The 14,677-nt window shown below is 55.9% G+C and carries 17 protein-coding genes; 3 read left to right on the top strand and 14 right to left on the bottom strand.

Annotated elements, in window-relative coordinates:
* Window positions 1-2: 2 nt before the first annotated feature.
* Window positions 3-2,120, bottom strand: coding sequence for an autotransporter assembly complex protein TamA (locus K6117_RS02560; protein ID WP_246604772.1), 2,118 nt, complete (start codon window positions 2,118-2,120; stop codon window positions 3-5).
* 267 nt (window positions 2,121-2,387) lie between these two features.
* Here K6117_RS02560 and K6117_RS02565 point away from each other — a divergent pair, with 267 nt between their 5' ends.
* On the top strand, window positions 2,388-2,561 hold the full coding sequence (locus K6117_RS02565) for a hypothetical protein (protein ID WP_221792178.1): 174 nt from the start codon (window positions 2,388-2,390) through the stop codon (window positions 2,559-2,561).
* 89 nt (window positions 2,562-2,650) lie between these two features.
* Here the strand turns inward: K6117_RS02565 and K6117_RS02570 are convergent, their stop codons facing one another.
* From K6117_RS02570 to K6117_RS02590, 5 genes are all read right to left on the bottom strand, one after another.
* Entirely contained in the window at window positions 2,651-3,304 is a 654-nt protein-coding gene (locus K6117_RS02570) for a F0F1 ATP synthase subunit B family protein (protein ID WP_221792179.1), read from the bottom strand.
* A complete protein-coding gene (locus K6117_RS02575) occupies window positions 3,297-3,791 on the bottom strand; it encodes a F0F1 ATP synthase subunit B family protein (RefSeq protein ID WP_221792180.1) in 495 nt (164 codons plus the stop codon). The genes K6117_RS02570 and K6117_RS02575 overlap by 8 nt, the downstream gene beginning before the upstream one ends.
* Window positions 3,792-3,886: 95 nt before the next feature.
* A complete protein-coding gene (locus K6117_RS02580; protein WP_221792181.1) occupies window positions 3,887-4,114 on the bottom strand; it encodes a F0F1 ATP synthase subunit C in 228 nt (75 codons plus the stop codon).
* A 53-nt stretch (window positions 4,115-4,167) separates the two neighbouring features.
* A complete protein-coding gene (locus K6117_RS02585) occupies window positions 4,168-4,959 on the bottom strand; it encodes a F0F1 ATP synthase subunit A (protein ID WP_221792182.1) in 792 nt (263 codons plus the stop codon).
* 55 nt (window positions 4,960-5,014) lie between these two features.
* Window positions 5,015-5,332: an AtpZ/AtpI family protein gene (locus K6117_RS02590; RefSeq protein ID WP_221792183.1), complete on the bottom strand. Its 318-nt coding sequence runs from the start codon at window positions 5,330-5,332 to the stop codon at window positions 5,015-5,017.
* 234 nt (window positions 5,333-5,566) lie between these two features.
* Here K6117_RS02590 and K6117_RS02595 point away from each other — a divergent pair, with 234 nt between their 5' ends.
* A complete protein-coding gene (locus tag K6117_RS02595) occupies window positions 5,567-5,746 on the top strand; it encodes a hypothetical protein (protein WP_221792184.1) in 180 nt (59 codons plus the stop codon).
* 66 nt (window positions 5,747-5,812) lie between these two features.
* Here K6117_RS02595 and K6117_RS02600 read toward each other — a convergent pair whose 3' ends face one another.
* The 6 genes from K6117_RS02600 to K6117_RS02625 all read right to left on the bottom strand — a co-directional run bounded on the left by K6117_RS02600 (window position 5,813) and on the right by K6117_RS02625 (window position 11,312).
* Window positions 5,813-6,385 (bottom strand): PEP-CTERM sorting domain-containing protein, encoded by a 573-nt coding sequence (locus tag K6117_RS02600; RefSeq protein ID WP_221792185.1) that lies wholly within the window; start codon window positions 6,383-6,385, stop codon window positions 5,813-5,815.
* 586 nt (window positions 6,386-6,971) lie between these two features.
* Window positions 6,972-7,418 (bottom strand): hypothetical protein, encoded by a 447-nt coding sequence (locus K6117_RS02605; protein WP_221792186.1) that lies wholly within the window; start codon window positions 7,416-7,418, stop codon window positions 6,972-6,974.
* Between the two features lie 231 nt (window positions 7,419-7,649).
* The gene (locus K6117_RS02610) at window positions 7,650-8,234 is read right to left on the bottom strand and encodes a PEP-CTERM sorting domain-containing protein (protein ID WP_221792187.1); all 585 of its coding nucleotides are present in this window, start codon (window positions 8,232-8,234) and stop codon (window positions 7,650-7,652) included.
* A gap of 436 nt (window positions 8,235-8,670) precedes the next feature.
* Window positions 8,671-9,276, bottom strand: coding sequence for a PEP-CTERM sorting domain-containing protein (locus K6117_RS02615; RefSeq protein ID WP_221792188.1), 606 nt, complete (start codon window positions 9,274-9,276; stop codon window positions 8,671-8,673).
* 450 nt (window positions 9,277-9,726) lie between these two features.
* A complete protein-coding gene (locus K6117_RS02620) occupies window positions 9,727-10,314 on the bottom strand; it encodes a PEP-CTERM sorting domain-containing protein (RefSeq protein ID WP_221792189.1) in 588 nt (195 codons plus the stop codon).
* Window positions 10,315-10,778: 464 nt separating this feature from the next.
* Window positions 10,779-11,312 carry a PEP-CTERM sorting domain-containing protein gene (locus tag K6117_RS02625; RefSeq protein WP_221792190.1) on the bottom strand — a complete coding sequence of 178 codons (534 nt, stop codon included), beginning with the start codon at window positions 11,310-11,312 and terminating at the stop codon, window positions 10,779-10,781.
* A gap of 241 nt (window positions 11,313-11,553) precedes the next feature.
* Between K6117_RS02625 and K6117_RS02630 the strand changes: the two genes are divergently transcribed.
* A complete protein-coding gene (locus K6117_RS02630) occupies window positions 11,554-13,104 on the top strand; it encodes a tetratricopeptide repeat protein (RefSeq protein ID WP_221792191.1) in 1,551 nt (516 codons plus the stop codon).
* A 185-nt stretch (window positions 13,105-13,289) separates the two neighbouring features.
* Here K6117_RS02630 and K6117_RS02635 read toward each other — a convergent pair whose 3' ends face one another.
* Window positions 13,290-13,853 (bottom strand): cytochrome b, encoded by a 564-nt coding sequence (locus tag K6117_RS02635; protein ID WP_221792192.1) that lies wholly within the window; start codon window positions 13,851-13,853, stop codon window positions 13,290-13,292.
* A 53-nt stretch (window positions 13,854-13,906) separates the two neighbouring features.
* Window positions 13,907-14,677: a SapC family protein gene (locus K6117_RS02640; RefSeq protein WP_221792193.1), complete on the bottom strand. Its 771-nt coding sequence runs from the start codon at window positions 14,675-14,677 to the stop codon at window positions 13,907-13,909.

Genomic DNA, 14,677 nt, shown 5'->3' on the forward strand with positions numbered 1-14,677 from the left:
CGTCAAAAGGCCTGGCCAAGCGAGACATAAACGCCAATCCGGTTTTCACCGACACGGCGTTTGAGCGGCGTCCCGACATCGACGCGGATCGGGCCAAAGCTGGTGTGATAGCGCACCCCGATGCCCGCCCCATAACGCAGGTCTTTGAACGTCGGCAGGCCCGCTGCATAGAGATTGCCGCCATCGAGAAATGGAACGACCCCGAAGTTGCCGAAACGAATCCGCGCCTCAATCGCGAATTCGGCAAGACTGCGCCCGCCCACCGGATCGTTAAACACATCGCGCGGGCCGATTTCCTGATAGCCAAAGCCTCGGATCGAGCCCCCGCCACCCGCATAAAAACGCCGTGACGGGGCCAATTCTGCCCGCCCTGCACCGGTGATGATGCCCAGTCGAACCCGACCTGCCATCACCACCCGATCAGCGACCGGCACATAGGCGCTGCTATCCACCTGCACCCGCGCATAGGCGGTACGCTGATTACGGAATGATAATTCCGGCGTGACGCGCCCGGACAGGCGAAAACCGTTGGTCGGATCAAGCAGATCATTCGACCCATCATAGGCCAAAGACAATGGCAAAGAAGCGATCATGAACGTGCGGCGACGATCGACGCCCGTATCGACATTGCTATCGGTTTCATCCGAGGCAATGAAATCGGCCCCGTAAGACCATGTCCATTTCTTTTGCCAGACGATATTGGTCTGACGTTCGATTCCGGCCCCTAGCACGATTGATTTCGCACGATAGGCGGCACGGTCGACATTGCTGGCGATGACATTGCCGGTCAGCACCCGGTCGCGGCGTCCGAAATTCCCGCGCCGCAGCGTCGCCCCCAATAATTGCTCCTGCGTACCCGCAACCCCGCGAAAGGTGACAGCCCCTTCCGGCGGCAACAAATTGCGATGCTGCCAACTGACTTCGGCGCGCAGCCCTTCGCCCGAGCCATAACCGACTTCGCCCGCAATTGTCCGTAGCGGCGCTTGTTCCAGCGCCACCTCGATATCGACATGCTCGCCATCCGCAGCCTTCACCGGCGTGATCACGGAAGTGGACACCAGCCCGGTCGCGATCAATGCCCGCCGCAAATCTTCCATATCCGCCGCATCATAGGTATCACCCGCCTTGAAGCGAGCAATCCGGCCAATATGGCGCGCGCTGAACAATTTACGGCCCTTAATGATGATCTGCCCGATATGGTGTTTGCCGCCATCATTGATCGTGATCTTCATCGTGCCGACCGCATCGGCATGGTCGATCTCGACATCCGACTCTTTGACCTCGGCAAAGACATAACCATTGCGCCCCAGCGCCGTCTTCAACTGCGCCAGCGCAGTCTCCAGCCGATTGGCATCGACTGCATCGCCGGACTTGATGCCGAAATTACGTATCGCCGAACGCAGCTTGGGATCCTCTTCATCAAGGCCCACCAGTTCGACCGAGGAAAAATGATATAGCGGCCCCGGCGTCGCAATCAGCGACACCGTGATGCGTCCGCCAATATTGGCCCCCAATTCGGTCGCAATCTCAGCATCATAATAGCCATAGGATTGCAGCAATTGCTGCAACATCACCGCATCTTCGCGCGCGCGCCGGTCGATCTGCGCCACATTCGCGGTGTCGGAAGCATATTGATGCAACAACGACAATGATTTGAAGCGGACCTGCAAGCCCTCCGCCGCCAGCCCCTCAACCCCATTGAGTTCAACCGCGTAACGCGCTTCGTGAACCTCCGACACAGCCTCTGGGGGGGGCGATTCTGAGGCAACGGACTCCTGAGGTATCGGTATCGGCGCTGGCTGCGCCTCAATGGGCGTACCCGGTTCAGCAGGCGGTATCATCGTCCCGCCCATTTCGATCGGTGTGGGATCGGGCGTCGCAATATCGGCAATGTCGGGCCAGGCCACATCCATGTCCGGCATCGGATCAAGCGGGCTTAACGGATCGAGCAGATCATCACTGCCCGATATGGTCTGAGAGGAAGGTATCTGCGCAACAGGCGCTTCAGTCGCTGGCCCAGCCACCTGCGCATATTCCTGCGCCATCGCCGATCCCGGAAGGGCCATCGACATCCACGCAAGTGCAATGGTCGCCTGCCGGGGGTGACGAACAAAATCCATGCAATGTTACTAGCGCCGAAATTCTGAACCTACCATGCCCGATTATCGTTCATTGTCGCATTTTCTGGCCTTTACACTGCCAATATCAGATGCTGCGGGCTCATCGGCGAGCGCGCATTTGACGCTGTCATAACATCATCGTCTGAAACCCAGCGCCATCCACCGCTTTGCCAAGGCTTCCCCCACCGCTTGCAAGCCTTTAGGAGCAATCCCAACGCACCGGGATTCGCATCGAAACCGGGGCAACATCAAAGCGAGACCGCCATCATGACCAACGCCCCCAATCGCCCGTCATCACCTAAGGCGGGCGGTGTCTTCATTGCCATCGGCTCCATCGGTGGTGCCGTCATTGCGGGCCGTTTTGGCGAGCCTGTCATCGGCTTTCTGATCGGCCTTGCCGCCGGGATCGCCATTTCGGTCTATCTCTGGCTCAAGAAATAAGCCGCTAAAACCGACAAGGCGCCCAGACGCAAAAAGGCCCGGCACCTATCAGGTGGCCGGGCCTTTTTATATCGCTAAAACTGATAAGATCAGCTGTTGAGCGACGCGTTACCAATACCGTCGATGGTCCCTTCGACCAGCGGCTTATCATTGGTCGCGCCATGATTTTCGGCGATCAGCTGGGTCGCGGCACGCACCGCGATATCAGCAACCTTGGCGCGGACTTCGGCGATGGCAGCGCGTTCGGCGGCGGCAATTTTGTCTTCGGCCATGCGGGTGCGGCGCACAATCAGTGCCTCCGCATCGACCTTGGCCTGCGCGGTCAGTGCATCGGCATCAAGCTTGGCCTGTGCACGGATGGCATCGGCGTCGATGATGGCCTGTGCAGCGCGGGCCTGATATTCCGCCTTCAGCCCTTCGGCATCGAGACGCAACTTTGCCGCCGCATCCAGATGCTCACGAATGCCCGCAATCTTGGCGTCAAGGCCAGATGCGATCATCGCCGGGACTTTTTTCCAGACCATGATGGCGATCACCGCCAGCATCGCCAACGACACCCATTGGGTGGCATCAAGGCCAAGGCCGGTCGGATCGACATGATGTTCTTCACCGGCAACTTCCGTCACCGCATGTGTAGCTTCAGCAGCATTGGCCGCTTCGACGTCTACACCAGCGACTGGCGCACCGGCAACCGGGGCAGCCACAGCAGCCTGCTGGTTTTCAACGGTTACAGGATTAAGCATTGCCCATCACCGCCTTTACTGACTTGCTAATTTTGGCATCTGTAATCGTAGCGCCGGACAAACGCGCGACAAGATCGCCCGTCAATTCCGCGCCCACGGATTCGAGATCAGCCTGTGCCGATGCGAGCGCCTTTTGTACGGCAGCTTCACCTTCGGCAAGCTTGGCATGAAGGGCGGCATCCACGTCCGCTAGGCGGATCGCGCTGGCCTTGGCCGCCGCATCCTTGGCCGTCTGGGTTGTCCGCACGGCTTCGTTACGGCCAGCTTCCAACGCGTCCTGCCAACCATGTTCGGAATCAGCCGCAGCCACCCGCGCAAGTTCGGCCGCAGCAAGGTCTTCGGCAATGCGACGGTCGCGGGCATCGATCGTTTGTTCAACCTTGGGCAACATGCCCTTGCCGATCAGCAGATAAATAGTCCCGAATACCACCAGCAGCCAAAAGATCTGCGAGGCATAGGTTCCAAGGATTTGGTCTAATTGAGGCATTGCCGCTCTCTGAAATTATTCATCCCGGGGCATAGTCCCCCCGGAGGAACCGCCGATGCGGAGATGTCGCCACCCCCACATCGGCAGACCGGATATTAGGCGACGAAAAGCAGGATCATCGCGATAACGAACGCCAGCAGACCGAGAAGTTCGGCTGCGGCGAAACCGATGAACAGGCGACCCTGCTGGCCATCAGCGGCAGCCGGATTGCGCAGTGCGCCTTCGAGGAAAGAACCGAACACGTTGCCCACACCGAGGGCAGCGATGCTGACGCCAACTGCGGCGATACCGGCACCGATGAACTTTGCTGCTTCTGCGTCCATGATTAAACTCCTTCGTTGTAATTCAGATGGGGGTAATAAGTGAAACGTAACTCTTAGTGCAAATTGACCGCATCGTTCAGATAGAGCGAGGTCAACAAGGCAAACACATAAGCCTGGATCGCGCAGACCAGCAGTTCGAGCACCGAAATGCCGACCATCAGCACGAACACCGGCAAACCGACAACCGGGGCCACCCAAGCGGCCTCTGCGTTCAAACCACCGATCACGAACCCGGCCAGCACCTTCATCAAGATATGCCCGGCGGTCATCGCGACGAAAAGACGCAGACCAAGGCTGAACGGACGGATCAGGAACGAGATGAGTTCAATCGGCACGATCAGCGGCAGCATCAACGCAGGCGTGCCATGCGGCACGAACAGCGAGAAGAAATGCAGGCCATGGCGGGCGAAACCGACGATCAGCACCATTGAGAAGCTGACGATCGCGAGCACGCCCGTCACCGTAATGTGGCTGGTGACGGTGAACGGATGCACATTCGGGACGATCCCGACCGGCATCATGCCCAGCACGTTCGCCACGAGGATGAACATGAACAAAGAGAAGATATAGGGCGTGAACTTCTTGCCTTCCGGCCCGATGTTCGCATGCACCATGTTCGAGATAAACGACGAAGCGCCTTCCACGGCTGCCTGCCAACGGCCCGGCACCAGCTCGCGCTTCATGCCGCCCAGCATGAACACCCAGATGGCGACCAAAGTGAGCACCATCCACAATGCGCTGTTCGTAAAGGCAATGTTGTACCCACCAAGGGTCAGACTGTTGCCAAACAGCGGTTCCACCAGAAACTGGTGCATCGGATCAATTTTGCCGCCTTCTGCCGCCACGCTTGATCTTCCCTCGTTAAAAACTTGGTGTCTGCCTACACAAGGAGCGCCCGAATCACTCCGGATGCTCCTGCGAAATCCTGATAATATTCCTGAAGGCCGCCGCGATGCCGAGCATCATCATGACCAACAGCGCCCACGGACCGGTATCGAACAGGCTGTCAATCGACCAGCCAATGATCGCCCCGCCAACAAGACCACCGATCAGTTCCGCAAGTACGCGATTGCCCTGGGAATATCCCTTGCTGGGCGTTTGCGTGGCCTTGCCTGTTCTGATCGCTTCGGCGTGATGGGTGTCCTGTAACCGTTTTTCCAACGATGACAGACGCTGATCCCCCTCGCCTCCCTGATCCTGTCCGGCTTCATCCGCCATGGCCTTGCTCCTTTTCCTGTCGGCGCGAATCCGAAAAGGATCACACCACCGGGACAAGGCCAAAGCCAGCGCATGCCGCCGCCAAGCGCCGCCCCTTTAGGAAGCATTTGCGGTGACGTCAACCGCTTGTCCAGCCCTATCGCAGATCGGACCGGACCAAGACCCCGCCAACCGCCGAAATCTGCGGCACCGGTGGACGAAAATTGCCTGTACGCCTTCCCTCACCCTCTCGTCATGCTGAACTTGATTCAGCATGACAAAGATAGGAAATCCCACGACCGCATCCTCCCTTTCGTCATTCCCGCGCAGGCGGGAATCCAGAAACGCCATCGGATCGAAGGGCGCGCGCCCCGTGTTGGTCCGCCCTATCTGGATTCCCGCCTGCGCGGGAATGACGAAGGTGGCATGGCATGAAACACAAAAGGGTTCCGCCAACCCGTTCACGGATCGGCAGAACCCTTCACGTCATTCAAGATGGTGTCAGCAGGCGAGCACGAGCTTACCCGTGCCAGCTACAGCCTTGCCAGAGAGGCGACGCCGCCGTCCCATCATGACCATCACCGCGCCCGCACCGAACAGGCCCAGCATCGCCGGTTCGGGTACGGCGGTTGGGTCTACCGCATAGGCTACGATAGAATTTGCGTAATTATCAGTCAGAAAACCATCATCAATATTACCCGTACCCCAATGCGTGTTAAGAAAGGCTACGCCGCCCTGTAATGTAAATGTCCGCAAAGGATTCTGGCCAACAAGCGTAATTGGTATTAGCTGCCCAATACCAGTAAAAAATCGTGTCCCAGTCAATGATGTCAAGGTCGCCCCAAAATTAACGACCGCCGCTTCCCCACCCATAAAGCTCTTAAACTCAGCACTTGCCATCTGCACATTGATATTGGTCCCCTTGAACGTTGCGGTGCCGGTAACGTTATCAATCCGCACCACGTCATTATTGGCCAGCGTATATTGATAAATTGTCGCCGAGGCCGGGCTGGCCATCGCGACAGTCGCCGCCAGCGCCGCGCCGATCGTGACAAGCTGTGTCTTGATATTCATCACATATCCCCCAAAAAGCTGGAAACACAATTTTCAGCCACCACATCCGATGGTGATGGTGACAACTGTGCAGGGACCGTGCCAATTCGCCTTCAGGCGCGCAAACGCGTTGTTTTCGTTGTCAAACACAGGCAAGCTTGTCGTCAGATTGTAAAAATCTTCGACATAATTTTATCGAAAAATCAATTACTTATATATTCATTTTTCGGATACATCCCCCCTCATCCTTCGTCATTCTCGCCTGCGCGGGAATCCAGAAGCACCATCGGTTCGAAGCGCGCTTACCCCGTGTTGGTCCAACCAGCCTGTATCCTCGTCCATTCGGGAATGAATTTATTTCCATAAAACGTATACTTATAAAGTATATTTTATTCATACTTGTATAAAAGTGTAATATTTCCCGATATATGATCCGCACGCGATCTGGCTCACGCAAAAAAGCCAGCGACAATGGTCACCGGCTTTTTATCTGAAAATGCAAATGCCAGAGGTGTGGCAAGCACGCCCCGCGAACTATTATCGATCGATCAGACTATGTAGCGACACGCAAGCCAACGCCCATCACGTCGACGCCCCATCGCTCCCCTCATCGCCCACCTTGAGTCTGAACCTTGTACGCACTGCTAAAAACAGGCCCCCAATTCCAATCAGCAATATGGTTACCGAATTGAATCCCTCTCACGATAATATAGGGCGGGTTGGCTCCTTCAAAATTGATGCGTGGCCGCCCCAAACCGACATCGGCTAGATTCGTATTGACTATATTCCCATATACGCCTCCCCCGCTAAGAGACGTAAAGATGAATGTACCAACAGGGTTCGCGCCCCCCGCAAATGTAGCAAAATCATTACTTGTGAACCGCATGTTCAAAAGACCATTATTAAACGTACCCGTTCCCGTGAGCGTATTGATCGTCAGCGTATCGCCAGTGCTATTCGACGTATATTGAAAAATGCGCGCCGAGGCCGGGCTTGCCCCCATCACCGCCACCAAAGCCGCCCCCATGACAAAAAGCGTGTTCTTTATCTTCATCGTACGCTCCCTCTTACGCCACCAACTGTTTGCAATCGCCACCACGCACCACATCCTACCCCAGAGAGACGACGTGATTCATCGGTGAAACCATATACCTCCATTATAAAACAATGTGTTAATATAGAGTTTCGGTACAGGTCCCGCCCGATATGGCACAGACACAAAAAAGCCGGCGACCACGGCCACCGGCTTTTTTGTGCGAAAATGAAAGCAGGTCTGGCGCGGCGATCAGGCCATCGCGAGGCGGGCGTTGCCCTGCACCTTGCCAGCAGAACTCTTGCTCAAAGGCCGACGCCGCCGCCCCATCATCACCATCACTGCGCCCGCACCGAACAAGCCCAGCAACGCGGGTTCGGGGACGGATACTGGCGTAATTGGCGTTATGTCTTCGAAACCAGTGATGTTCGCCAGCAAATTCCCACCTTCACCATTTGGACCCCAGCTTGCAGAAAGTACAACAACGCCCGCAACAAAGGTAAGCTCAGGCGGTTGCAGGTTTAAATTCAAATTATAAATTACGCCATTAAGCGTACGAATGCCGGAAACATTAGTGAGATTGTGGAGAGTGAATTGTGGTGACGTGCCACTATATACTGTTGAATCCACCGGGAAAGTGAATACGACATTCAAAGAAAATGGATCGTTGCTACTCCAGTTACCCGCACCTGTCGCAGTGTCCAAAGTAATCGTATCAACAATATTGGCGGGAAAATCGGTACGGTGCACAGTATATTTATAAACCGCCGCCGAGGCCGGGCTTGCGCCGACCACCGCCGCCAAAGCCGCGCCCATCCCAAAAATCATTTTCTTCATTTTCATAGCAAATTCCAATCTTACGCAACGCACATCGGCACTATGCAGCGCCACGGCCCCATCACAAGCACGGTCCGTGCCAAGATGCATTTATCACCGAAAAACGTATATTTATAAAATATTCACCATCCATATACATATAAAAGTGTAATATATTCCGACACTTTCCCATGCTGCCATCCCCGCCCCCTATCCCAGTCCCTCGTCATTCCCGCGCAGGTGGGAATCCAGACAGGGCGAACCGGCGCAGGGTGCGCGCCCTTCGATCCGATGGTGTTTCTGGATTCCCGCCTGCGCAGGAATGACGATCGGGGAGGTGCGGCAACGGCACGCCGCAGGCACAAAAAAGCCGGCGACCCTGGCCACCGGCTTCAATGTGCGATGATGCAAGCAAGTCTGGCGCGGCGATCACACCCCGCCAGACCCTGTTGATCGATCAGGCCATCGCGAGACGGGTGCCGCCCTGCGCCTTGCCCGCTAAATGCTTACCCAAAGGCCGACGACGACGCCCCATCATCACCATTACCGCGCCCGCACCGAACAGGCCCAGCATCGCTGGTTCGGGGACAGGGCTTGGCTCGGAAGTGACGCTGGTGAGGGTTGCGAACCAATCCCCCACGGTCAAACCGGTCGAATTGGCCCAAGTCCCCCCACGAAAATGCACTCTGCCGATACCATCAAAGTCTATAGTTGTTTGACCGTTAGTCACGGCAGTCTGGCTGGCGCTGGTCAACGTAAATATGTCACCCGAAAAACTAGGGCCGCCACTGATAATGGAAACCCTGCCGCTAAGCGAACCAAGCACAGCAACGAAACTAGGCGTTAAACCACCCGTAAAATTCGCAAAGGCATTACTTGAAAAATTGATGTTGGTCTGGCTAACACCGGGATTACCAATGTAAGATCCCACCTTCGATACGGTGTCAACTTTGAACACGCCTACGGTGGTAGTATAGGTATATAGTGTCGCTGAGGCTGGGCTTGCGCCAACGGCCACCGTCAGGGCCGCGCCCATCGCAAAAATCATTTTCTTCACGTTCATCGCAAACTCCAATCTTACGCAACTGACATCAACGCAGGGCACCTTGCCGCGTTACCGTGCAGCGCCAACAGCGATTGATAAGCACAGTCCGTGCCAAGAAGCATTTATCACCGAAAAACGTGTATTTATAAAATATTCACCATCCATATACATATAAAAGTGTAATATTTTCCGACACTTTCCCATGCTGCCATCCCCGCCCCCTATCCCAGTCCCTCGTCATTCCCGCGCAGGCGGGAATCCAGACAGGGCGAACCGGCGCAGGGTGCGCGCCCTTCGATCCGATGGTGTTTCTGGATTCCCGCCAGCGCGGGAATGACGATCTGGGAGCTGCGGAGACGACATGCCGCAGGCACAAAAAAGCCGGCGACCTTGGCCACCGGCTTTGATGTGCGATGATGCAAGCAGGTCTGGCGCGGCGATCACACCCCGCCAGACACTGTTGATCGATCAGGCCATCGCGAGGCGGGGGGAGCCCTGCGCCTTGCCCGCAAAATGCTTACCCAAAGGCCGACGCCGCCGCCCCATCATCACCATCACCGCACCCGCACCGAACAAGCCCAGCATGGCGGGTTCGGGGACGGCGGTTGGCTCTACGACAGACGTCAGCGCACCCAATAACATTGATGTATAAGCACCCGAATTATTTGTCCATGAACCGTTATTCTTGATAATATTTATTACGCCGCCAGTGGGATTTATTGTCAGAAAGATCGCTCCGGCTACTGTATTAGGCGTAAAAACCTGACCAGATTGATTCGTCAGAGAGCCCTCAAAGTGACCCAGCTGCGTCGTAAAAGTAGTGGTTAAGCTGCCGTTAAAATTGTTCAAACCAGACGCCGCAAAAAAAAGGTTAACATCCCTAATATCTGGATTTAGCCCAGGGGCTGATCCGGAAAATGTACCAGTTCGCGCAACAGTATCGATTACAAGCTTGATACCATCCGTGCGGGTATAGGTATAAATCGTCGCAGAGGCCGGGCTTACACCAATCACTGCCGCCAAGGCTGCGCCCATGGCAAAAATCACCTTCTTCATGTTCATAGCAATCTCCAATCTTACGCAACTGACATCAACAATCGGCTCATTGCCGCGTTACTGGACAGTGCCAACAACCAAAAAATTAGCACGATCCGTGCCAAGATGAATTTATAGCAAAAAAACAGATACTTATATAGTATACATTAATCTTACTGGTATAAAAGTGTAATATTTTCCGACACTTCCATACACAATAATCCCCACAACCCTTCCACACCCTCCCCTTCCCTCTTCATTCCCGCGCAGGCGGGAATCCAGACAAAGTGGACTGACGTGGCGGGTGCGCCATTCGATCGTATGGCGTTTTACGGATTTCCGCCTGCGCCGGAATGACGAGGGAGGCGCGGAAATGAACCCCCAGAGGCACAAAAAAGCCGGCGACCTTGGCCACCGGCTTTGATGTGCGATGATGAAAGCAGGTCTGGCGCGGCGATCACACCCCGCCAGACCCTGCTGATCGATCAGGCCATGGCAAGGCGAGCGTTGCCCTGCACCTTGCCCAAAGGACGACGCCGCCGCCCCATCATCACCATCACCGCGCCCGCACCAAACAGGCCCAGCATCTCAGGTTCGGGAACGACAGTGGTGAGATTAAAAGGGCCTGCCCATTCAGTTAGATCGCTTTCAGTTGGTGAAAGAGGGTTCTTTTTAAATACGATTAAGTTAGGTCCGAAACCTGATGATTGAGAAAATACAAAACGCGCAGCTATATTGCTTACATTACCTTCGAATTGGGTTTGGCCGGTCAAACGTATCAATCCTGAAAATTGCGGATTCGCCCCCCCGGCAAATAGGGCAAGATCATTACCTGTAAAGGTAAAGGAATTGGCACTGGAGGCACCCCACTGCGCCGACCCCGTTTTAGCCTCCGTGTTAATTACCAGAGTGCGCCCACCACTGGCCGTATAGGTATAAATCGTCGCCGAAGCCGGGCTTGCGCCAATCACTGCCGCCAACGCCGCACCCATTGCAAAAATCATCTTCTGCATTTTCATCTTACGCTCCCTCACTCAAAAAATTACACCAAAACAGTTCATTAACAACCGCTTACGATCCAATTAAAGCATACAACGTGCCAATTTAATTTTATCAAGCAAAAACAGAATGTTGGATATAAATTACCCAATTCAAATCATCCCAGATGTAAAGAAATCCGACACAAATATCAGACTAACATCATGATTTACCTTGTTTTCTCTTAATGATATTTTCACGGACATCTGTCACGAGGTCCGTATGAAAAAGACATATTCCGCGCCGCTCACAGTCGGCATCGCCGCTGCCCTCGCTTTTGCGCTGGGTGGCTGTTCTTCCGAAGCCGCCGATCCGTTCAAGGAGGCGCAGGCGGCGGTGGCTAAACATGACCATGCCACCGCTCGCATCCTGTTGTTAAAGGCGCTGGATGCCAATCCCGACAACAAACAGGCCCGGCTAATGTCGGGTGAAGTGGCGTTGGAACTGGGCGATGCCGAACGCGCCATCACCGATTTGAAGATGCTGGTCGATGATCAAACCTTGGGCATGAAGGCGCGCCCGCTGCTTGCACAGGCGTATCTAATCAACGGCAAGTCGCGCCTCGCGCTTGAAACCTTGGGACCGGGCGGCCCGTCCGATGGCAAGGGCTTTGCGATTGCGGTGAAGGCGCATTCGCTTGCAGGCCAGCAGGACAAGGCGCTCGCGGCGCTGGATGAGGGGCTGAAACGCTTTCCCAATTCGGTCGATTTGATGGTGCTGGATGCCACCCGCGCCGTGGCCTATGGCGAGATCGACCGGGCCAAGCAAATCTCCGCCGCGATGACCAAGGCCGCACCGGATAATGTCGATGCGATCCTGTTTGCGGGCCAATTGGCGTTGGCGCTCAAGGATAGCCACGCGGCAGGGGCGTATTTCAAACATGCGGTGGAATTGCGGCCCTCGGACATCACCGCGATGCTGGCACTCGCGGCGATTGCCAATGACAAGGGCGATAAAAAAGCGGCGAAGGAATGGCTGGACAAGCTGCGCGCGATTGCGCCGGGCAACCCGGTCGGCGGCTATTTCGCGGCGCAAATGGCCTATGACGCCGGGAAAATCGACGATGCGGTGAAGATCATGCAGTCATTGGGCGGCAATGCCGAAGCCTTTCCGGCGTTGACGATGTTGAGCGGTACGATCGACGCCCAAAAGGGCCGGTTTGAAGAGGCCATCACCAAATTGCGTAAGTTCTTCGCCAATGGCGGCGAAGACGGTCGGGCGCGCTTTGCCCTGGCCTATGCACAGGCCAAGGTCGGGGACAATAAGTCCGCATGGAAAACGCTGGAACCTTTGGCCAAGGCGCAAAATGCGACCCCGCTCATCCTCGTCTTTGCCGCGAAGCTGACGGGCGATCTCGGCGATGCCTCCCATGAGCAATATAAACAACGCGCCGCCAAGGCCAGCCAGCCCGACCCGATCGGCCCGGAAATGGTCGCCGCCAACACGGCGATCGAGGCGGGCGATTGGAAAAAGGCAGACGCGATTTATCAAGGGCTGATCAATAGCGGCAAAGGCAACAACGCCATCGTACTGAACAATGCCGCCAATACCCGGTTGCAATTGGGCGATGCGGCAGGTGCGGTGGCACTGGCGCGCAAGGCGCTGGCCCTTGCGCCGGATGATCCCATCATCCTCGACACGCTTGGTTGGGCGCTGTTCAAATCCGAGGGCAAGACCAATGAAGCCATTGAACTGCTGCGCAAGGCCGTGACAGCCATGCCGAGCAATGATGATATTCGCTTACATTGGAACACGCTGGCCAGCGCCAAATAATGAGCGAGGACGGGCGCGGGGATAAACCTCGCGCCCCTTCTCCCTATCCCTTCGTCATTCCCGCGCAGGCGGGAGTCCATACAGCATCATCGGATCGAAAGTTACTCACCCCTTACCGGTCCGTCCTGTCTGGATTCCCGCCTGCGCGGGAATGACGATAAGGCGGATAGGGAAGCGCGCTTAACTCAACGGTTCATGAATGGCAGCATCCGATACAGCACCGGATGGCCATCGAATTGATGCTTGATCGCGCCTGCAATGTGCAGCACCAACAGGCCAATCATCACAAATGCAGTGATTTCATGCGCTTCATGCCAGAAATCGCCTGCGGCTTCGGTCCGTGCCACAGGCAGGAACGGCACGTCGAACATGCCGAAAAAGCTGATCGGCCAGCGCTTGGGGCCTTCCGGCGTAAATGCGCCGACGCTGCTCATCCACCAGCCCGATACCGGGATCAGGATCATCAGCAGATAAAAGCCCCAATGGGTCAGATGCGACAGCCCGATTTCCCAGCCCTTCAACCCCGCCGCCGAAGAAGGCGGGCGATGGGTCAACCGCCAATAAAGGCGGAACAGGGACAAAACGAGAATCAGAATGCCGGTCGCCTTGTGCAGGCCCATCACGGTCGGGATCATGTCCTTGGGAAAGGCATCATGGGCAAGACCGCCGATCAGATTGCCGATAATCAGCAATCCGATCAGCCAATGCAGCCGCACGGCGGTGTTCGAATAGGTCTGTTGGTCGTTCATTCCTACAATCTCCATCGCGAAACCCCTTCCCCAAGGCTTTGATCAGGCGCGAATCAGGCGGCCTCGGCCACCGCCATCTTGCCTTGGCTCACTTGCAGCGCGAAAATATCGCGCACCAGCGACAGCGAGAACAAATGGGCATGGATGACCGGCAGCATGCCGCTCTGCATCATCTTGCGCAGTTGATCGCCACGCAGTTCGCGCAGCTTGTTCTCGTCAATCATCTGGAAACCGCGATACACGAACGGCTTATCCGCGCCTTCCGGCTGGATCGTCACTTCGCCGTCCATCAACAGCTTCATCTCGGCCAATTCCTTCAGGAACTGCCCGGTCTTCTGGCCTGCGATTTCAAACTGTTCGTTGAACGCGAGGAGGTTCTTCGTCACGTCCGAAGGCTGGCCATCGACGAACAACGCCTCGCCTTCGTCAAATGCGCCAACGGCTTCGCTTGAAGGATCGAAGCAGAGCGACAACTCTTCCGAACCCTGATCGAGACGGGCGAGCATGAACGGAAAACGACGGATATAGGCCGGGACATAGACTTCGTTGAGCAATTCGCCCTTGTCTTCCACGAACACGTTCACGCCCTGATTCAGGCCCATCAGCGCCAAAGGCACCGGATTTTCGCCCACCGAAAAGATGATCGGATAAAAACGCTGGGCAAGGATGAATTCCTCGACCGTCAGCGGCACCGCATGCACATCCTTGAGGAAAGGCGCGCTGTCGATCCGCCGGACACGATAATCTGCGTGTTCCTGGCTCGAAAGCGGCACCAGATCATTGTACAACAGCGGAAGGGCATTTGCCTGGTCGGCAGTCGCCAT

This window comes from Alteraquisediminimonas sediminicola (genome assembly GCF_019740335.1).
Lineage (GTDB): Bacteria > Pseudomonadota > Alphaproteobacteria > Sphingomonadales > Sphingomonadaceae > Alteraquisediminimonas > Alteraquisediminimonas sediminicola.

Coding starts and splice junctions, on each gene's coding strand:
- K6117_RS02570 (WP_221792179.1), bottom strand. CDS start 3,304: ATGCTTAATCCTGTAACCGTTGAAAACCAGCAGGCTGCTGTGGCTGCC.
- K6117_RS02640 (WP_221792193.1), bottom strand. CDS start 14,677: ATGGCGACTGCCGACCAGGCAAATGCCCTTCCGCTGTTGTACAATGAT.
- K6117_RS02565 (WP_221792178.1), top strand. CDS start 2,388: ATGACCAACGCCCCCAATCGCCCGTCATCACCTAAGGCGGGCGGTGTC.
- K6117_RS02575 (WP_221792180.1), bottom strand. CDS start 3,791: ATGCCTCAATTAGACCAAATCCTTGGAACCTATGCCTCGCAGATCTTT.
- K6117_RS02635 (WP_221792192.1), bottom strand. CDS start 13,853: ATGAACGACCAACAGACCTATTCGAACACCGCCGTGCGGCTGCATTGG.
- K6117_RS02580 (WP_221792181.1), bottom strand. CDS start 4,114: ATGGACGCAGAAGCAGCAAAGTTCATCGGTGCCGGTATCGCCGCAGTT.
- K6117_RS02605 (WP_221792186.1), bottom strand. CDS start 7,418: ATGAAGATAAAGAACACGCTTTTTGTCATGGGGGCGGCTTTGGTGGCG.
- K6117_RS02560 (WP_246604772.1), bottom strand. CDS start 2,120: ATGGATTTTGTTCGTCACCCCCGGCAGGCGACCATTGCACTTGCGTGG.
- K6117_RS02620 (WP_221792189.1), bottom strand. CDS start 10,314: ATGAAGAAGGTGATTTTTGCCATGGGCGCAGCCTTGGCGGCAGTGATT.
- K6117_RS02590 (WP_221792183.1), bottom strand. CDS start 5,332: ATGGCGGATGAAGCCGGACAGGATCAGGGAGGCGAGGGGGATCAGCGT.
- K6117_RS02615 (WP_221792188.1), bottom strand. CDS start 9,276: ATGAACGTGAAGAAAATGATTTTTGCGATGGGCGCGGCCCTGACGGTG.
- K6117_RS02600 (WP_221792185.1), bottom strand. CDS start 6,385: ATGAATATCAAGACACAGCTTGTCACGATCGGCGCGGCGCTGGCGGCG.
- K6117_RS02625 (WP_221792190.1), bottom strand. CDS start 11,312: ATGAAAATGCAGAAGATGATTTTTGCAATGGGTGCGGCGTTGGCGGCA.
- K6117_RS02610 (WP_221792187.1), bottom strand. CDS start 8,234: ATGAAGAAAATGATTTTTGGGATGGGCGCGGCTTTGGCGGCGGTGGTC.
- K6117_RS02595 (WP_221792184.1), top strand. CDS start 5,567: ATGCTGAACTTGATTCAGCATGACAAAGATAGGAAATCCCACGACCGC.
- K6117_RS02630 (WP_221792191.1), top strand. CDS start 11,554: ATGAAAAAGACATATTCCGCGCCGCTCACAGTCGGCATCGCCGCTGCC.